At 54.1% G+C, this 18,972-nt stretch carries 15 protein-coding genes and 1 pseudogene; 11 read left to right on the top strand and 5 right to left on the bottom strand.

Features of this window, described 5'->3' with window-relative positions:
- Window positions 1–182: 182 nt before the first annotated feature.
- From BCF11_RS17160 to BCF11_RS17150, 3 genes and pseudogenes are all read left to right on the top strand, one after another.
- Window positions 183–809 (top strand): LysE family translocator, encoded by a 627-nt coding sequence (locus BCF11_RS17160; RefSeq protein ID WP_098495815.1) that lies wholly within the window; start codon window positions 183–185, stop codon window positions 807–809.
- Between the two features lie 381 nt (window positions 810–1,190).
- Window positions 1,191–1,760: an imm11 family protein gene (locus BCF11_RS17155; protein WP_143751362.1), complete on the top strand. Its 570-nt coding sequence runs from the start codon at window positions 1,191–1,193 to the stop codon at window positions 1,758–1,760.
- 40 nt (window positions 1,761–1,800) lie between these two features.
- A pseudogene (locus BCF11_RS17150) lies at window positions 1,801–2,034 on the top strand (N-acetyltransferase family protein); the annotation flags it as partial.
- A gap of 133 nt (window positions 2,035–2,167) precedes the next feature.
- Here the strand turns inward: BCF11_RS17150 and BCF11_RS17145 are convergent.
- Together BCF11_RS17145 and BCF11_RS17140 are read right to left on the bottom strand one after the other, a co-directional pair.
- The gene (locus tag BCF11_RS17145) at window positions 2,168–3,304 is read right to left on the bottom strand and encodes an alpha/beta fold hydrolase (protein ID WP_233212516.1); all 1,137 of its coding nucleotides are present in this window, start codon (window positions 3,302–3,304) and stop codon (window positions 2,168–2,170) included.
- A 5-nt stretch (window positions 3,305–3,309) separates the two neighbouring features.
- Window positions 3,310–3,933: a TetR/AcrR family transcriptional regulator gene (locus BCF11_RS17140; RefSeq protein WP_098497545.1), complete on the bottom strand. Its 624-nt coding sequence runs from the start codon at window positions 3,931–3,933 to the stop codon at window positions 3,310–3,312.
- A gap of 503 nt (window positions 3,934–4,436) precedes the next feature.
- Between BCF11_RS17140 and BCF11_RS17135 the strand changes: the two genes are divergently transcribed.
- The 7 genes from BCF11_RS17135 to BCF11_RS27635 all read left to right on the top strand — a co-directional run bounded on the left by BCF11_RS17135 (window position 4,437) and on the right by BCF11_RS27635 (window position 14,479).
- The gene (locus tag BCF11_RS17135; protein ID WP_098495813.1) at window positions 4,437–4,931 is read left to right on the top strand and encodes a DUF1772 domain-containing protein; all 495 of its coding nucleotides are present in this window, start codon (window positions 4,437–4,439) and stop codon (window positions 4,929–4,931) included.
- A 553-nt stretch (window positions 4,932–5,484) separates the two neighbouring features.
- Window positions 5,485–6,051 (top strand): phasin family protein, encoded by a 567-nt coding sequence (locus tag BCF11_RS17130; RefSeq protein WP_098495812.1) that lies wholly within the window; start codon window positions 5,485–5,487, stop codon window positions 6,049–6,051.
- A 545-nt stretch (window positions 6,052–6,596) separates the two neighbouring features.
- Entirely contained in the window at window positions 6,597–9,344 is a 2,748-nt protein-coding gene (locus tag BCF11_RS17125; RefSeq protein ID WP_098495811.1) for a type VI secretion system Vgr family protein, read from the top strand.
- A gap of 66 nt (window positions 9,345–9,410) precedes the next feature.
- A complete protein-coding gene (locus tag BCF11_RS17120; RefSeq protein ID WP_098495810.1) occupies window positions 9,411–11,600 on the top strand; it encodes a hypothetical protein in 2,190 nt (729 codons plus the stop codon).
- Window positions 11,597–13,072 (top strand): virulence factor, encoded by a 1,476-nt coding sequence (locus BCF11_RS17115; RefSeq protein WP_098495809.1) that lies wholly within the window; start codon window positions 11,597–11,599, stop codon window positions 13,070–13,072. Before BCF11_RS17120 ends, BCF11_RS17115 begins: the two co-directional genes overlap by 4 nt.
- 35 nt (window positions 13,073–13,107) lie before the next feature.
- Window positions 13,108–13,371: a PAAR domain-containing protein gene (locus BCF11_RS17110; protein ID WP_098495808.1), complete on the top strand. Its 264-nt coding sequence runs from the start codon at window positions 13,108–13,110 to the stop codon at window positions 13,369–13,371.
- A gap of 73 nt (window positions 13,372–13,444) precedes the next feature.
- Entirely contained in the window at window positions 13,445–14,479 is a 1,035-nt protein-coding gene (locus tag BCF11_RS27635; RefSeq protein ID WP_143751361.1) for a hypothetical protein, read from the top strand.
- Window positions 14,480–14,896: 417 nt separating this feature from the next.
- On the opposite strand, the gene BCF11_RS17100 is transcribed toward BCF11_RS27635, so the two are convergent.
- From BCF11_RS17100 to BCF11_RS17090, 3 genes are read right to left on the bottom strand one after another with little or no spacing between them, the layout of a single operon-like run.
- Window positions 14,897–15,106, bottom strand: coding sequence for a hypothetical protein (locus BCF11_RS17100; protein ID WP_098495806.1), 210 nt, complete (start codon window positions 15,104–15,106; stop codon window positions 14,897–14,899).
- Window positions 15,103–16,164: a phage portal protein gene (locus BCF11_RS17095; protein ID WP_098495805.1), complete on the bottom strand. Its 1,062-nt coding sequence runs from the start codon at window positions 16,162–16,164 to the stop codon at window positions 15,103–15,105. Before BCF11_RS17095 ends, BCF11_RS17100 begins: the two co-directional genes overlap by 4 nt.
- Complete coding sequence (locus BCF11_RS17090; RefSeq protein WP_233212684.1) at window positions 16,161–17,894, bottom strand: terminase ATPase subunit family protein; 1,734 nt, start codon at window positions 17,892–17,894, stop codon at window positions 16,161–16,163. Before BCF11_RS17090 ends, BCF11_RS17095 begins: the two co-directional genes overlap by 4 nt.
- A gap of 239 nt (window positions 17,895–18,133) precedes the next feature.
- Here BCF11_RS17090 and BCF11_RS17085 point away from each other — a divergent pair, with 239 nt between their 5' ends.
- Window positions 18,134–18,952, top strand: a complete 819-nt coding sequence (locus BCF11_RS17085; protein ID WP_098495803.1) for a GPO family capsid scaffolding protein — start codon at window positions 18,134–18,136, stop codon at window positions 18,950–18,952.
- The last annotated feature ends 20 nt before the right edge of the window (window positions 18,953–18,972 follow it).

The following is an 18,972-nucleotide window of genomic DNA, read 5'->3' as shown; positions in this document are numbered from 1 at the left end:
CTAGTGCTGGACTAGCGCCAGGCAAAACGCCGGATCGTCCATTATGACCGAACTTTTCCAAATGACAACAGTGGCGCTCCATCTGCAAGAAAGACGCCGCGTGCCGAACGTCCGTTCCGGTCAAAAGCTTCAATCTGGGTATACTGCCCTGCCCTCTCAAAAATCCCTATCGGAGAAATACCGTGCTCCTCAAGACCTGGCTGCTATTCGTCACTACCGTATTCTTCATTTCGGCCACGCCGGGCCCTAATATGCTGCTGGCCATGACCCATGGCATCCATCATGGCGTGCGGCGCACGGTTGCAACCTGCCTCGGACTGATGTGCGGACTGGGACTGATCATGATCTGCTCGGTCGCCGGCCTGGGTGTCTTGCTGGCGACCTCGGAAAAACTATTCTCGATCGTGAAATATGCCGGCGCCGCCTACCTTGTCTACCTGGGCATCAAAACCTGGCGCACCATGCCGCAGCAATTGCAAGAAAGCCCCGAAAGCAGCGGCAAGCACCAGCCCTGGACAATGTTTCGCACCGGCTTCTGGGTGGCCTTGAGCAATCCGAAGGCGTTCATTTTCTTCGCCGCCTTGTTTCCGCAATTCATAGACGCCAAGCTGTCCCAAGGCCCCCAGCTAGCCATCCTGTCGGCGACGTTTTTCGTGGTTGAAGCGTGCTGGCAATTCGCCTATGCCAGCGGCGGCGCCCGGTTGTCAGGCTGGCTCAGCAGCGCGCGGCGGCTGAAGCTGGTTAATCAGGTATCGGGCGGCGCCTTCGTTGGGGCTGGTGTGCTGTTGTCGGCGATTTCTCGCTCTTGAACAGTAGCGAGGGAAACCCGATGTAGCGATTAAAAAAATCGCTGCAATCAAAATTGCTTCGCCCGAAGACGATTTTTTGGTCATTTATAGAACCATAAAATATGGCAATTAATCGTTGGCTGCATGACCATTCAAGAGATATGAAATCTACGATCGCATAACGTAGGCTTGGATAAATTGTGAAAATCGGCATCTCGCCAGCAATATTTTTTCCTTTCGAAATGCAAGCAACGATCACACACTTTTCCAGATTTTTACTCGATCGCACATATAAGGGAGCTGATAATTTCGTCTCTTTGAAGTGCGCCGCACGAGAGTGAAGTTGTACAGATAGGAAAAATTTCTCACACCTCAATTTCTCGCCTATCGCGGCCATCCCAAATGATGAAATATTTTAAATGGCAATTCGATTCGAAGTTTGATGGTTGTTGGTTTATAGGAGAGCCGCATCTTCCTAATGGTGAGGTAGTAAATTCGTGGGCTTTTAGAAAATGCCAAGTTGTTGAGCCTCCATATACCACACTTGCGGCGTCAACTACCTATGGCGATATAGTGACTGAAGCCAGTTTCGGTGCATTCGATATTCCCTATGTGCGCCCAAAGATGGCAAGTGCACTGCTTAATCATGTTGGAAATCAAATACAGCTCATTCCTGTGCATGTTGATGGCTTTAATGAGGAGGTATTCATCCTGAATATTCTCAATAGCGCGACGTGCGTTGACGAGTCACGATCTGAGTTTGAAAAATGGGAACCAGGTAATACCCAGAGACCGGATAAAGTCGGACAGTACAAGATGATTAGTAAATTATTTGTCGATCCGAGTACAACAAATGACCTGGATATATTCAGACCTTGGGGATGGACAATCAAGGTCATTATTTCGGAAAGATTGAAGAGTGTTATTGAGGCGGTGGGTGCCACTGGCACAAACTTCGAGTTAGTGAGTTAAGTAGGAAAACGTTCCTAGGTTAGGTGGGAGTCCTGCCGCACGTGCCGGCGGCCTCGCCCGCATGCTCTACGAACATTTCTATAAGGTGGTCAGCGCCCAGGGCTGCACAAAAATGCGGAGCATCACATCTCCGGTCAATACCGGCTCTATCGCATTTCATCGCAAACTAGGATTTACTCTTCTTCCTGGATCGGGTGAAATCAATGGCATCCCGGTTGTTCTGCATTATGCTGGCGAAGGACAGCATCGTGTCCTGTTCCATAAATCACTGTAATTCAGCGCAGCAAATTTATGGCGGCTATCTGACTTACTGCATCTCGGGCGTGGGTTCGATTCCCGCCGCCTCCACCATTACAAACCACATCAGCCTTGGCTCTTAAACATCTCTGCAAGATGCAGCGTAGCCTTTATCGATTTCGAAAAAAATCTTGAAGTACCTCAGTAACCTCCTTCGGACATTCCTCCAGAACGAAATGTCCGCAGTTATTGATCTGCTTTCCTGTGACATCGTTTGCGACGATTTTCATGGTGTTGGTCAATAGGTCTGCAACGCCGAACTGACCACCGACCGCAAGCACCGGCATTGTCAATTTTGTTTGAGCGCGCAGACGGTTTTGCTTGAGTCCACTATCACTAAAGGCGACCCGATAATAAGAGAATGCCGCGCGAGGTCCGCCCGGTTGTATAAAGACGCGTACGTATTCATCTATCACATCAGGTGTGAAGACCCAGTTTCTGGTGGCTTTTTGTTGGAAGATCCAAGACAAATATGCACGCTCGTGACCTTGCACCAATATCTCAGGCAGATCATCGAGGCGATTGAAGCCAAAGTGCCAGGTTCTTGTGTTGGCATTATCCGAAGGCACACCGGCTGGAGCCGGAGGCGTAATGCCAGGCAAAGCCGCTTCGAGAACGACCAGGCGCTTCACATCCGCCGACCAGTCGGCAGCGTAGGCATACGCTATCCACGCCCCGACATCATGTCCCGCTACATAGAGCTGCCCATCGTGTGCAAGTCCCAATGCTTCGACAAATTGATGTACATCGTTAGCCACTGTTTTCAGATCGTAGCCCTCGAGGGGATGACTTGAATCTCCCATGCCGCGCGGATCTATAGCGATAACACGACGCCCGGATGCTGCCAGAGCCGGCATGATGAAGCGCCACGCATACCAGCTTTGCGGCCATCCTGGGATCAATAGAATCGGCGCGCCAGTGCCGCCGTCCACATAATGGATCTTGATGCCATTGACTGTTATCTCAGCGTGATGGAATGTTTGCCAAAAAGCGTCTGGCTGAAAAGCACCGTCAACATGATGCTTCGATGGATTTTCCACCTGAGCCGCGGAACACGGTAATGCAACAAGACATGGGACAAGGCCACAGTACTCAGCGCGGCACAAGCTGCCAACGAACTGCTTGAGCGGCCCTTGCTTACGGGGAATTTGACTGGTCGCTCTCTGCTTGAACAAGGTTGAGTGGAGAGATGTGTTCATAAAATAGCCTTTTAGAAAATAGGAACCAAAATGATCCAAATTAATCAAAAAATTTAATCCAGCATTTTCATTGCAACGTTGACGACACCGCTCATGACGTCCGTGTCAGGTGCCGTTTTGCCGACGATACGCATTCCTTGCAGGAGACAAAGCAGCGCTTCGATAGTGGTGGGCTCATCTATTTGCTCACTCAACGATCCGTCTCGCTTGCCGTCTCGAATCAGGCTTTTCAACAGCTGCCTGTTGCGATCAAAAGCGCCTGTAATGCGCTCGGCCATCTCGCTGTCGACTACAGATAACTCAGTGGCAGCCGCCACTACCAGACATCCTTTGATGCCATTTTCATCCGAAGACAACAGCACATAGGATTCGAACAGAGCCCGTATTTTCGCGCGGCCGGAATCGGCTCGGCCAAGCGCCTGCTGCGTGGCTAACGCCCGGGTAGCGGCATAGCGTTCATATGCAGCAAAAAAAATGCTGCGCTTATCGGTGAATGCCTTATAAACGCTGCCGCGCGTCAAACCCATTCCCTCAACCAGATCATTGATCGAAGTCGCATGGTAGCCGCGCTGACGGAAAACATCGATTGCGCGGTCTAAAACAGTATCGATATCGAACTCGCGAGGACGACCAGGTGCGCGGTTTTCGGAGGATTGGTGCTGCGTTAATTTCTTCATGATGCTATTTTGGATCAAAACGGTTCCAAATACAAGCGTATCAAATTCCTCCCCCTACCCGCTCCAGCCGCAGGGGTTCACATCAGCGCTGCCGTTACAACACTGCGGCGGGCAAGTGTATCGTCAGCGTCCAGCGCACCCGAGCACCTCCTGATCCTTCTGATAGTCATCCCGCAATCCATGCTGGAGCAAGGTCAGCTCCCAGTGCTGCGAACAAAAAAATGCCCGCCAACTTATCAGTGGCGGGCTAAAGGTACATCAGGGATGGGGATACCGTCAGGAGTATGACGGGGCCAGTATAAAGCGAGAACAATTCAGCAACATTAAGATAACGTTAAGATAGGTTAGGGATCTAGTTTCAATTATTTGGTGCTGCTTCGCAGCCGGTTTGGAGCCAGCCCTGCATTGATTGACATCTTGCGTCAAAAGTGATGGGGTTCAGCCAGGCGCCTATACAACGCTGCGCCGCCGCTCATTGACTTTATATCAACAGGGTTCTTCACATGTCCTTCATTGAAAATCTGTTGTTTCCGATTTCACTCTATGCGGCCGTCGCTTGTGGATTATTGGGCGGGTTGTTCTTCGCATTTTCCAATTTCGTGATGAATGCCCTGTCCCGCATCCATCCTTCCAACGGAATTGCCGCAATGCAGTCGATCAATATCACTGTGCTCAATCCGCTGTTCCTTGCCTTGTTTCTCGGCACCGCGCTGGTCTGCGCAGTGCTGCTAGTCTTTGCGGCTTTTCGCTGGCAACATGCGCATGCCGGTTGGCTGCTGGCGGGCAGCCTGGTCTATCTTGCTGGGGGACTCCTGGTCACGATGGCATGCAATGTGCCGCTCAATGATGCACTGGCAAAACTTGATCCGGCCAAACCGGAATCAACCCAGATCTGGCGCAGCTATATCAGCGTATGGGCCAACTGGAACCACGTCAGGACGATTTCCTGCCTGGCCTCTGCTGCGCTATTCACCATCGCAATCTGGCGCCAGACCTAGGCATATCTGACTCTGCCCGCGCTTTCTCAAGCCGGCGTAGCCGAAAAAAACCGCAGCCTAACTTAGGCGCTCACGCAAGGAGCAGCTCCTCTCATCTCAACCGGCTCACTTGTGCCATCAGCCGTACATTTTTTGAGATGGATACCGCAATAGCTCAGGTTTTTTGCGTCGTAGGAAATACGTGGCTTACAGGGTCTTACGGGGAATCAGAGAAGAGGGACTTGGTCCCGCCAACAGGTATCAACATATCAATAAAATCAAATACTTATCGATATATTTCGTAATTTCTTAGTAATCAATTCACGACTTTGAAAAAATAATGCAATTGTTCAGTGGTTGCTAAGATTTTGTCATTCAATCAATAGTGCTGTTGGTACTGTCAAAACTATCAGCTAGACATCTGGCCGCACAAATCTACAATCAGATTTGTGCGCCGCACAATGCGTCATTTCAATCAATGGCGCTCTGCAATCGATGGCTAGTCTTTAGCCATCGTTCATCATCCGACTAATGTTGCCCGTGTTTACAAACAACACCGATCCTTGGAGAAGCCATGTCTACCGTTGCAGAACAATTTTCAGCCGCCACCAAAGCAAATTTTGAAGCTAATTTGGCTTTGTATACCGATTTCACGACCAAAGCATTTGCAGGCGTGGAAAAGCTGATCGACCTCAACCTGAGCGCTGCCAAGGCTTCGATAGAAGAATCGACCGCCACTACCCAGAAACTCTTTGCAGCCAAAAATCCCCAAGAATTTTTCACGCTGAGCGCAGCGCTGGCCCAACCGAACGCGGAAAAGGCCGTCGCGTATGGCCGTCATTTCGCCGGCATCACTTCCAGCACACAAGCCGAGCTGGCGCAGGTTGCAGAAGCCCAAGTTGCAGAAACCAAACGCAAAATTATTGAGTTCGTCGATCAAGCATCGAAAAACGTGCCGGCAGGTGCAGAAGGCGCGGTTGCTTTCTTCAAATCGGTACTCGGCAACGCCAACGACGGTTACGAACAGTTGGCCAAGAGCACCAAGCAAGCAGTTGAAACCATCGAAAGTAATGTCAACAACGCCGTCGATCAACTGTCGCAAGCCGCTACCAAGGGTAGTGCTCATTCGGCCAAGAAGTAACCTGTAGCTACACGAGCCAGCACATAGCATGTAACTTATCGGCGGCGGGTTCGATTCCCGCCGCAACACCAACAATACGTTTAAAATCAAAGACTTAAAAATATAGTGCTGTCATTAATTGGGGTGTTTTGGGGCTATTTAGGCTCCAGAATGACAACATAATGACAGCATCTGTTTTTCTACCCTTCCCCTGCCTCTCCATTACGAATATGGATCGTGCGCCGCTTACATTGCCGACTTGGCAATTACGTAAAAATCCACAATAGTTTCCATAAAGAAATAAATATCATCTCATGCGATGATACAATTGTTTGCAATTTTGCATGTCTATGTCGGTGTAAGATTGCCATGTGGTAGTACTGTTATTCCCTAGCAATACCTGACAATTTTAACAGTTACACAACAGTGCTTAATTGTGTATGGTCCTACCACTCTGAATATTGTGTATCCCATTTTTCTTTCTGTTTCTTTGCCACTTGACTGCGGTGTTACCAGTTGCGCGGACATTGTCTGTGTTACCCGTTTGTCTGCTCCGGAGTTAAAGCATGAACTTGCAAGACCTGTCTGGATTATCCAAACTCACCGAAGCCAACCGTCCAATCCGCCTGCGCCTGTCGCAAGAAAAAGGCGTTGTTGATGATGCGTTGCTGGTCAAGCATGTGCGCGGCGTGGAAAGAATCTGCGGCGGCATCGAATATCATTTGCTGTGTGTGTCCACGCAGGCCAATCTGCCAACCAAGCAATTCATGGCGATGCCGGTCGAACTGCAATTCGTCACTGACTCTGGCGGCATGCGCTCCGTGTGCGGCATTGTCGATGGCGTAGTGGCGGGCGAAGCCGATGGCGGATTGGCCAGCTACCAGCTGATCGTCCGCGACGCGCTGGCGATCATGGAAAAGAGTTGCAATACCCGCATTTTCCGCAACAAGAGCGAAATCGAGATTACGGAAATCATGCTCGGCGACTGGCGCCAGAAAAATCCGGTGCTGGCGCGTGCTTTCGATTACGAGTTGTCGAACCTGAAGGGGAACTACCCACAACGAGAGTTCACGCTGCAGCGGAATGAATCCGATGCGTCGTTCCTGCGTCGTTTGTGGAAGCGGCGCGGCCTGTCGTGGTTTTTCCGGCCTGGTCAATCCAGCGCCGCCGGTAGCGACAAGACCCCAGGGCATACCCTGGTGCTGTTCGACGACTCCTGGTCCTTGAAACAGAATAGCGCCAAGTCAGTGCGCTACCATCGCGACGATGGCACCGAACAGCGCGACTGCATCACCGCCTGGCATAAGCTGCGCAACTTAACCACCAGCAACGTCACCCGCCAGAGCTGGGATTACAAGACGGCGCGCATGAGCAGCGCTAACCTGCTCGGCACCAATGACCAGGGCGTGCTGGGCAACCGCTTTGCCAATGCGCTCAACGATACGCTACTTGAGGCTCCCCACATCGGCGACAGCGCTGCCGATTACACCAGCCTCGGCACCTTGCGCATCCAGCGTCAGGAATACCGCACAAAATGCTACCAGGCCGAAAGCGGCGTGCGCGACCTGTGCGTCGGCGAATGGGTTGCCGTTACCGGCCACCCCGGTATCGACAGCCATCCAGCCAAGGAACGCGAATTCATCATTACGGAACTGTGGGTCGAGGCAGAGAACAATCTGCCCTATACCATCGGCGAACGTGCGCAGCGCCTGTTTGCGCTGAACCAGTGGGGCATCGGCAGCAGCAACCAGGATTCGGCGCTGGGCCAGGCCAATGCCGAACGTGGCGTCCGTTACACCAATCAATTCACTTGTGTGCGCCGTGACATTCCCATCGTGCCGGCCTACGATCCCCGCGTCGATCTGCCGCGTGTCGATTCGTTGGATGTGGTTGTCGTCGGTCCAGAAAATGAGGAAGTGTTTTGCGACAATCTCGGTAGGGTGAAGGTAAGGTTCCCTGGTGTCCGGCCTGAAGAACGCGCGACGCCGCAGGCGGCCAGCACTGGCGTCACGGAGCACGACTCCGCCTGGGTGCGGGTGGCGACCTCCTGGGCCGGCGCGCAATGGGGCGCGATCTCGCTGCCGCGAATAGGAACTCTGTGCCATTTGGGATTTCTCGGGGGCGATCCCGACAAGCCGATTATCATCAGTGCCGTGCATGGCGGCACTACACCGCCGCCCAGCTTCAGCCGCACCAGCAGTCTGCCGGGCGACCGCTACCTGTCCGGCATCGTCAGCAAGGAAGTCCAGGGAACGAGGGCAAACCAGCTCCGTATCGATGATACCCCGGCGCAAATTTCTGTGCAGTTGGCGAGTGGGCATGCCTCGACGGAATTGAATCTGGGCTATCTGACGCACCCACGCAGCAATGGTAAAGCGACGGCACGCGGGGACGGGTTCGAGCTAGCCACCAATGAAAGTGGCAGCGTTCGCACTGCTAAATCTCTGCTCATATCGGCCTGGAAGCGGCTCGACGTCAGCGGCAACCAGCTCAGCAGCGAAGAACATATCGCGCTGATGCAGGACTGCCTGGACCTGTTTAAATCGCTGGGCCAGTATGCGGCTGAGCACCAGGCGCTGGCGCTCGATGACGCTCCGCAGGCCGCGCTCAAGGACGATGTCGGCAACGCTGCTGGCGGCGGCAATACCGCCCCGCAAGGTCAGGGCGGCAAACCGACCATCAGTGTGACGGCGCCGGAAGGCATTGCCTTCAGCACGCCCAAGACGATCGTCAGCTATGGCGGCAAGAACGTCGACACCGTGGCGCAGCAGCACCTGCAATTCACTGCCGGCCAGCGCTTCAATCTGAATGCGGGCAAAGGTGTCTCTGTGTTCGCGCACCAGGACGGCATCACCCATATTGCCCACTATGGCAAATTCCTGATGCAAAGCCAGCATGACGAAATGCAGATCGATTCTGCAACGGACATCAAAATGACGGCCAGCAAGCACCTGATCCTGATGGCGGATGAAATCACGCTCATGACCAGCGGCGGCGCTTACATCAAGCTCAAGGGTGGCGCGCCCGAGATCGGCGGCCCTGGCGCATTGACCGTCAAGACGGCCGGCCATAACTGGAACGGTCCAGCCAGCGCCAGCGGCGACCTGCCAAAATTCAGCGAAGGCGATCTGAGCCGTACACCGCGGCTGTTGAATCCGACTGATGGCAAACCGGTCGAGGGCATGAAATTGCATGTTGAACGCCCTGATGCGGGTCCAGTTACCGGCCAAAGCGGTGGCGACGGCAAGGGGACCAAAGTGGCTGCCGATGGCCTGCAACAGCTCAAGGCATTTTTCTTTACGCCGCGCTCTTAAGGCACCTAAACACATGACGCATCACATGACCAGACCGCAAGCACTTATTACGTTTCAGGACGCACGATGACAGATATATCTACCTCTCCGGAAAGCGCCGCCTCTTCTCCTGCGAATGACCCCAGCTGTCTGGTGGTGGGGCAGAAATGCGGTATCACGCTGTTTAACCATAGCTGCCTGGACGTCATCCAGCAACTGCCGCTACCAGGCACCGTGATCTTTGTACATGGTGTGAATTCAGATGGCGAATGGTATTCGGAGGCGGAAGAAGGGATATGCGCGGGCCTCAATGATCGCCTCAAGCGGCGCGATGAACATTTGTTCTTTCCAACTACCGAAGCAGGACAGTTGCGACCCACCAAGTACATGCCCGAGCTGACGGCTGATGGCTATCTCAATCCAAACACGAAGTTCGATACTTTTATCGATAGCGACGACACATTTTCACCAGTGATCCGCTTTCGCTGGGGCTATAAAGCCAATCTAGAAGAGCTGCAAAAATACGGCGACGGCATCTACGTCAACGAGCAAGATTATTGGGGTGGTGGCCCTTTCGCAAACGGCTGCACCTCTCTGCCCGATCTGTGGGGCGAAGGCTTGTCGGAAGAATTGTTTCTTTGGATTCACGTACAGCATATGAATCCTACCAATGACCGCAACGTTTATGCCTGCCCGCCGCGACCATACTACGTACTGGCTGCACTTCGTCTAGCCAAACTGGTGGAGTCATTGCGCAAAAAGCAGGCCGATGTCCCTATCACGATCGTCTGTCACAGTCAGGGAAATATGGTCGGCCTGGCGGCGGCGTTCCTTGGTGATCGTATGGCGCCGGCTACCGATGGTTGCGGCAAGAGCGCGCCCTGCGTGGCCGATAATTATGTGTTGTGCAATCCGCCCTACAGCTTGCTGGAAAAGAATTTTGCCGAGAACTGGAGCCAGGGCGATATGCACGACGGTGAAGGCGGCAGAGGTCGTCAGACTCTTGAAGCGCGTACAGCTACATTGAAGGCGTTTTTTGACATCATCAAGGTACGAAAGGATGCACAGCAATTACCGGATCGTATCGACAAACGCATGGCTAATGCGGGACACGGCTTTACAGCCGAGGCCGACCGCAAAGACCATGGTTATAACAGCTCGACCTATGGCCGTGTCACCTTGTATTGCAATCCGCATGACCAAGTCATTTCCTCAAGTCCGGTGCAAGGTATCGGCTGGCGTGGCATGTGCGCGGACGAAATCGCCGCATCAGGTGGCGCCGGGGTGTTTACCCAGCGCGTATTTGCGCAAGGTTTTGAAGTCGGAAAAACAGGGGAATACGACTACTGGAAAGACCATTGGAAAAAACTGGGCGACAAACGCGGCAGTCAGGAGTTCTGGTGGCCGGAATCGCCGCCCGTCAAATATTCTGTAGCCAAAGGGCTGGACGCGAACAAGCATAATGTGTTTGCGAAAATACTTACGGTCGCAGTTGCGCCTATCGCTATCATCGGTACGAAGCTGTCAGGTATGCGCGTCAATGAGTTGCCACCCAAGGACTGGAAGATACCGATAGAAGCACCACCGCTACCGAAGCAATTTTTACCGACAGCAAAGAGTTTCGGCGTGATGACCACTGATTTCGACCAGGGCTATGATGCCCCTGGTGCGTCGCGCGACAAAAGCCGCGTGCAAGACCCCAACGACCCATTTGCTGGCGATCACAAAAGAGAAGATGGCACCACTGATGCCGCTGAAGGAAATACGGACAGCGAGGCCGGGCTGCGCTATGAATATCATGCGCTGCTTCGTATGAAGGCCAAACGTGCGGATATGTATAAAAATGGGGATAAAGTCACCGCTGAAGACGATCCCGACAGTGCCAGTCCTGAGTATACTGCCTGGCGTAACAAACAGATCAAGACCACGCTGGCCGCCAATCTTGACACTCACGCCACTGACCATTCAACGATCATGACCAATGGCGTCCATGCACAGAATGCGCTGGCTTATGATGTGGCGATTGGCTGTTGTGACATACCGGAAAAGGATCTCAAGAAATTGAGAGTAGCTGCGGACTGGCGCTATCTCAATGGTTTGGATGATGACGATTCCAACAAAGTATTTAAAGAATATTTCTCAAAAGGCAAACTTAACGGGTTAGCCTTGTATGAATGGGCCAAAACGAGCGCTGAAGGCAGCATGCCAACCAAGATCGTTGATAAGCGCCAGCGTCCCCGTAGCGCGCCACAACCTCAGCCAAGGGAGCACCATTGAATACTTTGATTGCCACCCGTAACCAGCGGCTGGGCTGGACGGTCCTTGCCTTTCTGATCGCTATTGTCATCGCACTGTGGTTTACTTGGCGTGCCGATGCCGCCACACTGCAACCTATGACTGTTGGAGAACTTATGACCCGCTTCCTTGCCTTTCCCGCCTTCGCTGCCGTTGCTGCATTTGGATTGTTGACCGCGTTCGCAAGTACACCGATTGTCGCCACTGCGAATGCCGCTACACCGATAGCGAATGAATCATCGAAGCCCTTTCTGGCTCAAGTCGTCGGGGTGCAATGGCTGAACCCATTGCAGCGGCGTGACTATCCGACTGAGTGGCAATTATTGTGGACATTGGGGCTTGCGCAACCGAATAAGCATGACGATATGGTGAAGGCAGAACCAGAAAAATTTACCAAGCTTCAGACGATTGGTTCAATTGCTGCGGGCAATGATGGGGAAGAAACCTTCAAAGGGTATCACCATAAATATGTCGAAGAATTGATTGATATTTTCCATGACAACTATGGCGCTGACTCGCGCTACTTTTACAATGTCCACTCTCTTGGCGACAAATCGACGTGGCGAGAGCTGGCCGGTATTCATATCGAGTATGCGCTACCTGCGGTGAAACTTGACCCGGTCGAAGCCGGGGGATTTTTAGCCAAGTATGTCACCAGCAGTTTTGAGATTGGCAATACACATGCGCCCTCCCTCTGGACCCGTAACACCCCACCGGACGTCCGTGTGACGATGGGTGGCCCGAACGCCGGCTTTACTTCATTAGCAGCAGCGTTGGATTATCTACAGGCGCATCCGAATGAAACCGTTTGGGCCATGAATTGGGATGCTCCAAGCCGCCCAAAGGATAAGCAGATCAACGAAAACATGGTGCTCCTGGTGCTGGCCGGCCCGACTTACAACACCGAGCGTGCCGCGCTGGCCTGGATCGGCTATCCGGCCACCAAGAATGTGGCCGACTTCAACGCAGAAAAGGGTAAGCCGCCCCGCACTGTGCAAGCCTGGAAAGCCACGATAGATGCAGCCACTCACAACGCCGGCAAGCAAGATACCGATATCGGCTATGTGATCCACGACGCTAACAACACGAATCCCAATTCGTCGGACCGTATCGGTAATCTCGCTCAAACACTGAGTACCGAATTGCCGGAATTCGATTTCGCGAAGCAGACCTTCAACACCCCTGCACTGCTGGGTGAGATGGGCGCCGGCACCGCCTTGACCAATGTCGCCCTTGGCATCGCCTACGCTAACCATTTCGGCAAAAATGTGCTGATCGCTGGCACTAGCGACGTCGCGCACTCCACGGCGGTACTAGTGACGCCGCCGGCCAAGGTCCGTCCTATCGATCCAGAGAAGCCGTGGTTCCGCGCTCGTGGTGAAAATAATGCGTACCTGCCATGGTGGGGCATCCGTCACGATGCACCACCTGGATCGCAAGGGTATTCCAAGTAAGACAGCATCATTGGCATTGAGCAGGAGAACTTAGCATGCGTGGTGTTATCCGTTTGAACGATCCCACCAGCCACGGCGGCAAGGTGGTATCGGCGGCGCCGAACAGTAAGGTGATGGGGCTGCAAGTGGCACGTAAAGGGGACCGCTGCATCTGCCCGATCCAAGGGCATCAAGTATGCGTGATCGCCGAGGGAGATCCCGAGGTATTGATCGATGGCATCCCGGTTGCCTTCGATGGTCACAAGACCACTTGCGGCGCCGTGCTGATCTCGACCATGCCGAATAGCGGTCGCAGCTAGTCCGGCGTATCGCGACAGCGTCATAGCTGTCCAGTCTCCGAGCAGCATCACTATTGCCCCCGATTTTCAGCTAATGAGTCTCCCAAAACAATTATTATCTCCAGCGCTACAAGCGTTAAACAATCAGCGACGATTGACGCTTGACGAAATGCAGGCGATCGCCCGAGAGCGCGGCGGCCTGTGCTTGTCGGACAGTTACCTAAATAGCGACACGCGACTTCAGTGGCAATGCGCACACCTGCATCGGTGGCGCGCTACGCCCAATAGTGTAAAGCACGGTACTTGGTGTCCAACTTGTTACCGTGACAGTCAACGCCAAAGCCTGGAAGAACTACAGGACTTGGCGCAACAAAAGAGCGGAAAGTTGCTGTCAAAACGCACCGTCCCTTATCTGGAAAAATTGCGTTGGCGCTGCGCGCATAATCACACTTGGCAGGCTACGGCATCGCAGATACGTGCCGGCAACTGGTGTCAACAGTGTTATTACGACAGCATGCGCGGCAACATCGAAGCGATGCACGCGCTGGCCGCCGCTAAAGGTGGTTATTGTTTGTCTCAGACCTATATCGATGCTGTCACCCATCTGCAATGGCAGTGTGCGGTCGGTCATATTTGGCAGGCGAAGCCGGCAACGGTCACTACTAGCTGGTGCCCTACGTGCAGTTTTGATCGTAAGCGATTAGGCATCGAGAAGATGCAGGAAATGGCACGGCAGCGTGGCGGACACTGTCTTTCTGAGACGTACAAGAACAATGCAACGCGTTTGACCTGGCAGTGTGCCAAGGGCCATACCTGGCAAGCAAAACCGATCCATGTTCAACGCGGGCATTGGTGCCATGTATGCTCTCTCGAAAAAGTGCGTGCAGGAATTTCAAAAATGCAAGAAATTGCTCAGAAACATGGTGGCGTTTGCTTATCGGATACCTATATTAATCTTATATCTCCGCTTAACTGGCAATGTATTGAAGGCCACATATGGGAGGCCAAGCCGGCAAATATCCAGAATGGCTCCTGGTGCCCGGAATGCCGGCGTATTGGGCGTGACCTGAAAAAGAAACTAGACGCCAAGAAGCCGAAAAAGCGGTTTTCCCAGCCGAATCTGCTGTAATGGCTTCCCTGTGCTAAAAAATGTCGCACAAAATGCGTCATTTTGCGTCAAACCGTTGCAGCCCATTTCCCCGCGAACCCCGCGCAGCCTGGGGACTTGGCGTTTTTGCGAACTGCGTTAAAACCAATACATTTAACGGGGCGGGCAGGCGTGGTGGGGGACTGCGCGCAAAGGGTCCTGATCGACACCTTTTTCATGCCAAGGCAATAATGTCAGGGCGTTAAAAAAGCCGCGTGAAGCGGCTTGAGACGATGCAGGTGCTGCCGTAATGCCATGACTACGGGGTGGAGCGGTTCGCACAAAAAAAGCCCGCTAATCGTGCGAGAGCGGGCTTGCAGTATTACCGAAGGAATAACGAAGAAGCACTATCAACATAGGATGTTATTGTCCAGATAGCAAGGACATGATGATGGGGCGTTAGCGTCCCGCGCGCCGTAATGCGGCCTGTTCCTCTTGGTAGTCATCGCGGCAATCGGTATTGCAAAATAGCAAGCCATGGGCGATATGCTCATCGCAGTAATGGCAGCGCCCGTCCGCTTCCAGCTGGGGGATGCGGCGCGCATGCGCCATGGCTACTTCGATGTCCTTGGCAATGCGCCACTCGGCGCGGTCGGCTACATCTCTCATACTTGTTTCCCTTCCATATTCCCTAATGTGTATTCATCAAATTTCACTACCTCCTGGCCTAGCCAGTCATTCAGTGCCAGGAACTGCGTTTGCAGCGGCACCAGCTCGTTACGCACAAACACCCGCGCCGCCGGCTCAATCGCGCCAAAGCCGCCGGTGTTGTTCGGCATGATCCCCATCAGTTGCGGCGGCACGCGGTGCGCGGCCAGCACGTCGTCGCGGGTCACGCCCTTGATGTTGTAGAACTCATCTTTCGCGGCCACGTCCGAGACAGGCAGAATCTGGATACCGTCTTTCTTCCCGTTCGGCGCATACATGAACAGGTTGCGGAAATTCCCCGGTCCCTTACTCTCGCGCATGGCCTGGCGCAAGTTATCAACGTCCTTCACGTTGGCGGCCGGATCGGTCATGTAAAAAACGAAACCGGCGTGTGAGCCGTTCTTGTAGTACTTGCGCCGAAACAGCGTGGCCGCCTCGTTCAGCCAGGCCGACTGCAAGGCGGACAGGTATTGCGGCACGCCGTACACCTCCTGGTTCAGATCCGGGTCCATCAGGTGGAAGATGGCCCCCTTGTCGAACGCATGTTCCTGCTGCCAGCCATTCATGAAGAAATAGCAATCCAGATTCCGCCCCCGCCGCATGTACTTCGCCAGCGCATGATTCAATTGCAGCAGCACGCCGGTGCGGCTGTAGCGCTTTTCCAGATAGCCATTACCGAACGTCAGGAAATCCAGCGCGAAACGTTTAAAGGCATCCCGCGACAGCACCTTGTTCGGCACATAGGTCGAGGTCAGAATGTTGGTTTTAAAATAGATGGCGCTGCTGTGGTGGACGCTGGCGTGAAACGATTTTGTCAGCCCCTGGAAACTGACCGGCGGTTCGTACCACTTGCCGTTGAGCCAGCATTCCAGGTTTTCCATAATGTCGGCGTGGTCCAGCACCGGCGTCGGATCGCCAAAGGTAAAGGCTTCCATGGCGGGCGCCGGCGCGGCCTGGGGTGTTGCCGCTGGCGGCGCTGCCGCGTGCTGCCGTGCATGTTTAAAGCGTTGTTTCTTCACGATGTGTAAATCTCCATAAAGGATTGGGTGTTTTCAGAGACGCCCTCAATCGGTTCGTGATCGAGCGCGTGCATGCAGGCCCAGGCCAAGTCGGCGTGGCCTGTCTCGGCGGTGCGGCCTGCGTCATAGGTGACTTGCCGGCCACTAGCCGTTAAGGTTTTGCGGATTGCCATGAAGGCCGCCGACAGGTCCGTGGCGCCGGCGTCGAATTCGAGACGGCCCTTGCTGATGACGTCCTTGGCCTTCAAGACCATGCGGGTCTTGACTTCGGGTGAATAGTTGATGGCGGTGGCATTCGGAAAAAACTGCTTTACGATGGGAAATACGCCGATCCCCATGCCGGTGGTATCGATGCCGATGTACTCGACCTGGTAGCGCAATGTCATTTGCCGGATGGATTCGGCTTGCGCGGCAAAGTCCATGCCGCGCCACTGGTGACGCTCCAGCACGCGGAACTTGCCACCGGCCACCAGCGGCGGCGCCAGCACCACGCAGCCAGCGCTGTCGCCGGACAACGAGGGGTCGTAACCTATCCAGACCGGGCGATAGCCAAACGGACGCGCCGCAAATTGTTTGACGTCGTCCCATACCTCCCAGGAATCGACCATGCAGCGCTGTAATTCCGCTTGTGGAAATATCGACTGGTTGTCATCGATAAAATTACACATCAGCAGATTGTCGAACTGGTCGGGGCTGTATTCGTAGTCGCGCAGATGGTCGAGGTCGAATAGATTGCAGCCGCCGGCTTCAGCGTCCAGAATCGTGACGATCTGACGCCAGATCTTGTCCTCGCCCGTAAAACCGCTCGACAGCTTTAAATGCGAGATGTCGATCTTGGCCTTTTTGGCCTTCTGTAGCCGGTCGCTAAACTCCTTCCCTGCCCAGAACGGGTACGCCTGGTGATTGATCGATGACGGCGTCGAGAAATAGGTTTTACGCCACTTCGCCTGTATCGCCATACCGGACGCTACTTTGTTCAGCTCGGTAAAATTGTGGGTCCAGAAGAATTCGTCAAAGTAGAAATTACCGTGATAGCCCTGGGCGGTCCTGGCGCTGGTCCCCAGGAAATACAGGTGCGCGCCGTTCGGCAGCACAATCGGGTCGCCGGAAAGCTCCACGCCGGCGGCTTCCTTGGCGAATTGCACGATGTACTGCTTAAATACGTGCGCCTGCGCCTTCGACGCTGACAGGAAAATCTGATTGCGGCCGGTCGCCAGCGCGTCGGCCAGCGCCTCGCGGGCAAAATACCAGGTCGCGCCAATCTGGCGCGATTTCAGAATGATGCGCGTGCGCTCGTGGCCGTTGCGATGCCATACTTTCTGATAGTCGAACAGCGAATCACGGAAGGCATCCAGTAGCTGGCTTTGCTGTTCTTCGCTAAATTCGTTGCGGGTCGGCTTCTTCTTTGGCCCTGCGTTGCGCTTGTCCAGGTTCGGATTGAGATCCGCCTCATTACCGCCGCCGTCATACCGGCGCTTGCGCGACATCTGCACCAGGGAGCGCGTGAGTAGGTCGATTTCCTTGAAGTCGCTACCGGTCTTGACCTCCTTGCCGACCAGTTGGACCATGCGCGCTTCGATCTGTCCTTCCACGCGATCGATCGCCGTGGACAAGTGCCATTTGTCGCGCTCTTTCCAACTGGCGACGGTGCTGCGTTTGATCTTCAGATGTTTGGCAATGGAAGAGATACGCCAGCCCTGCCAGTATAGGCTGCGGGCGGCGTCGCGCATGGCGGCGGGGTCATTGGAGACAGTAGCAAGCTTTGCCAGCGTGCCTGGCGCGCGCGTGGCACTGCGTTTTGCTGGTTTGGATTGGACAGGTTTGATTAACATGCCGCAAGCGTAGAGGGCAACGCCTGTAAAAGCCTCTGTCGGAAAGTCGGTAAGACTGTTATCAACCCGCCGCCGATTGTTTCTACGCGCAGCAACGCCGACCATGGCGGTATTCGAACTTCCCTAATACCGACACCATGGCAAAGCCGACTACCACCGCACCAACAAAATCGAAATTCTTCCGCGTCGCCGTCGAAGGCGCCACCACTGACGGTCGTGTCATCAACCGCGCTTTCATCGAACAGATGGCCGCAAATTTTGATCCGCAGGTTTATGGCGCCCGCATCTGGGTCGAGCACCTGCGCAGCACCTGGGCCGATGGCGCCTTTAAAGCCTATGGCGATGTAACGGCAGTCAAAGCCGAGGAAGTCGAGCTGGGCGGCGTCAAGAAGCTGGCGTTGTATGCGCAGATCTCGCCCACGCCGGAGCTGGTCGCCATGAACAAGGCGCGCCAAAAAATCTACACCAGCATCGAAATCAATCCGAAATTCTCCGACACCGGCGAAGCCTACCTGGTCGGCCTGGCCGTCACCGACAGCCCCGCCAGCCTTGGCACTGAGGTCTTATCGTTCGCCACCAAGAACACCGGCAACCTGTTCACGGTGGCAGAAGAAACAACCCTGGAATTCGAGGAAATTCTCCAACCTGAAACCGAAGGAATCAAATTGTCCGACACCCTCAAAAACCTGTTGAAACGCTTTTCTACCAAGACCACTAGCGACGATGCGCGCTTCACCGAGCTGAACGACACCGTCGAAACCTTGGCGACCCATGCCATTTACAGCGCCGACCAGTTCACAACAGAAAAGACCCGCATTGATGCGCTAGAAGCGGCCCTGAAGCAAACGACCGAAGACTTCGCGGCATTCAAGCAACACGTCGAATCGACCGATGCGAATCCCACGCACCGGCCTGCCGCCACCGGCGGCGACGGCATGGCAGAGACTGATTTCTAAGCGCCTGCCAGTCAGCACCA

The sequence above is a fragment of the Collimonas sp. PA-H2 genome, assembly GCF_002564105.1.
GTDB lineage: Bacteria > Pseudomonadota > Gammaproteobacteria > Burkholderiales > Burkholderiaceae_D > Collimonas.
The sequence above is the reverse complement of the archived record's forward strand: the minus strand, read 5'-3'. Positions and strand labels throughout refer to the sequence as shown.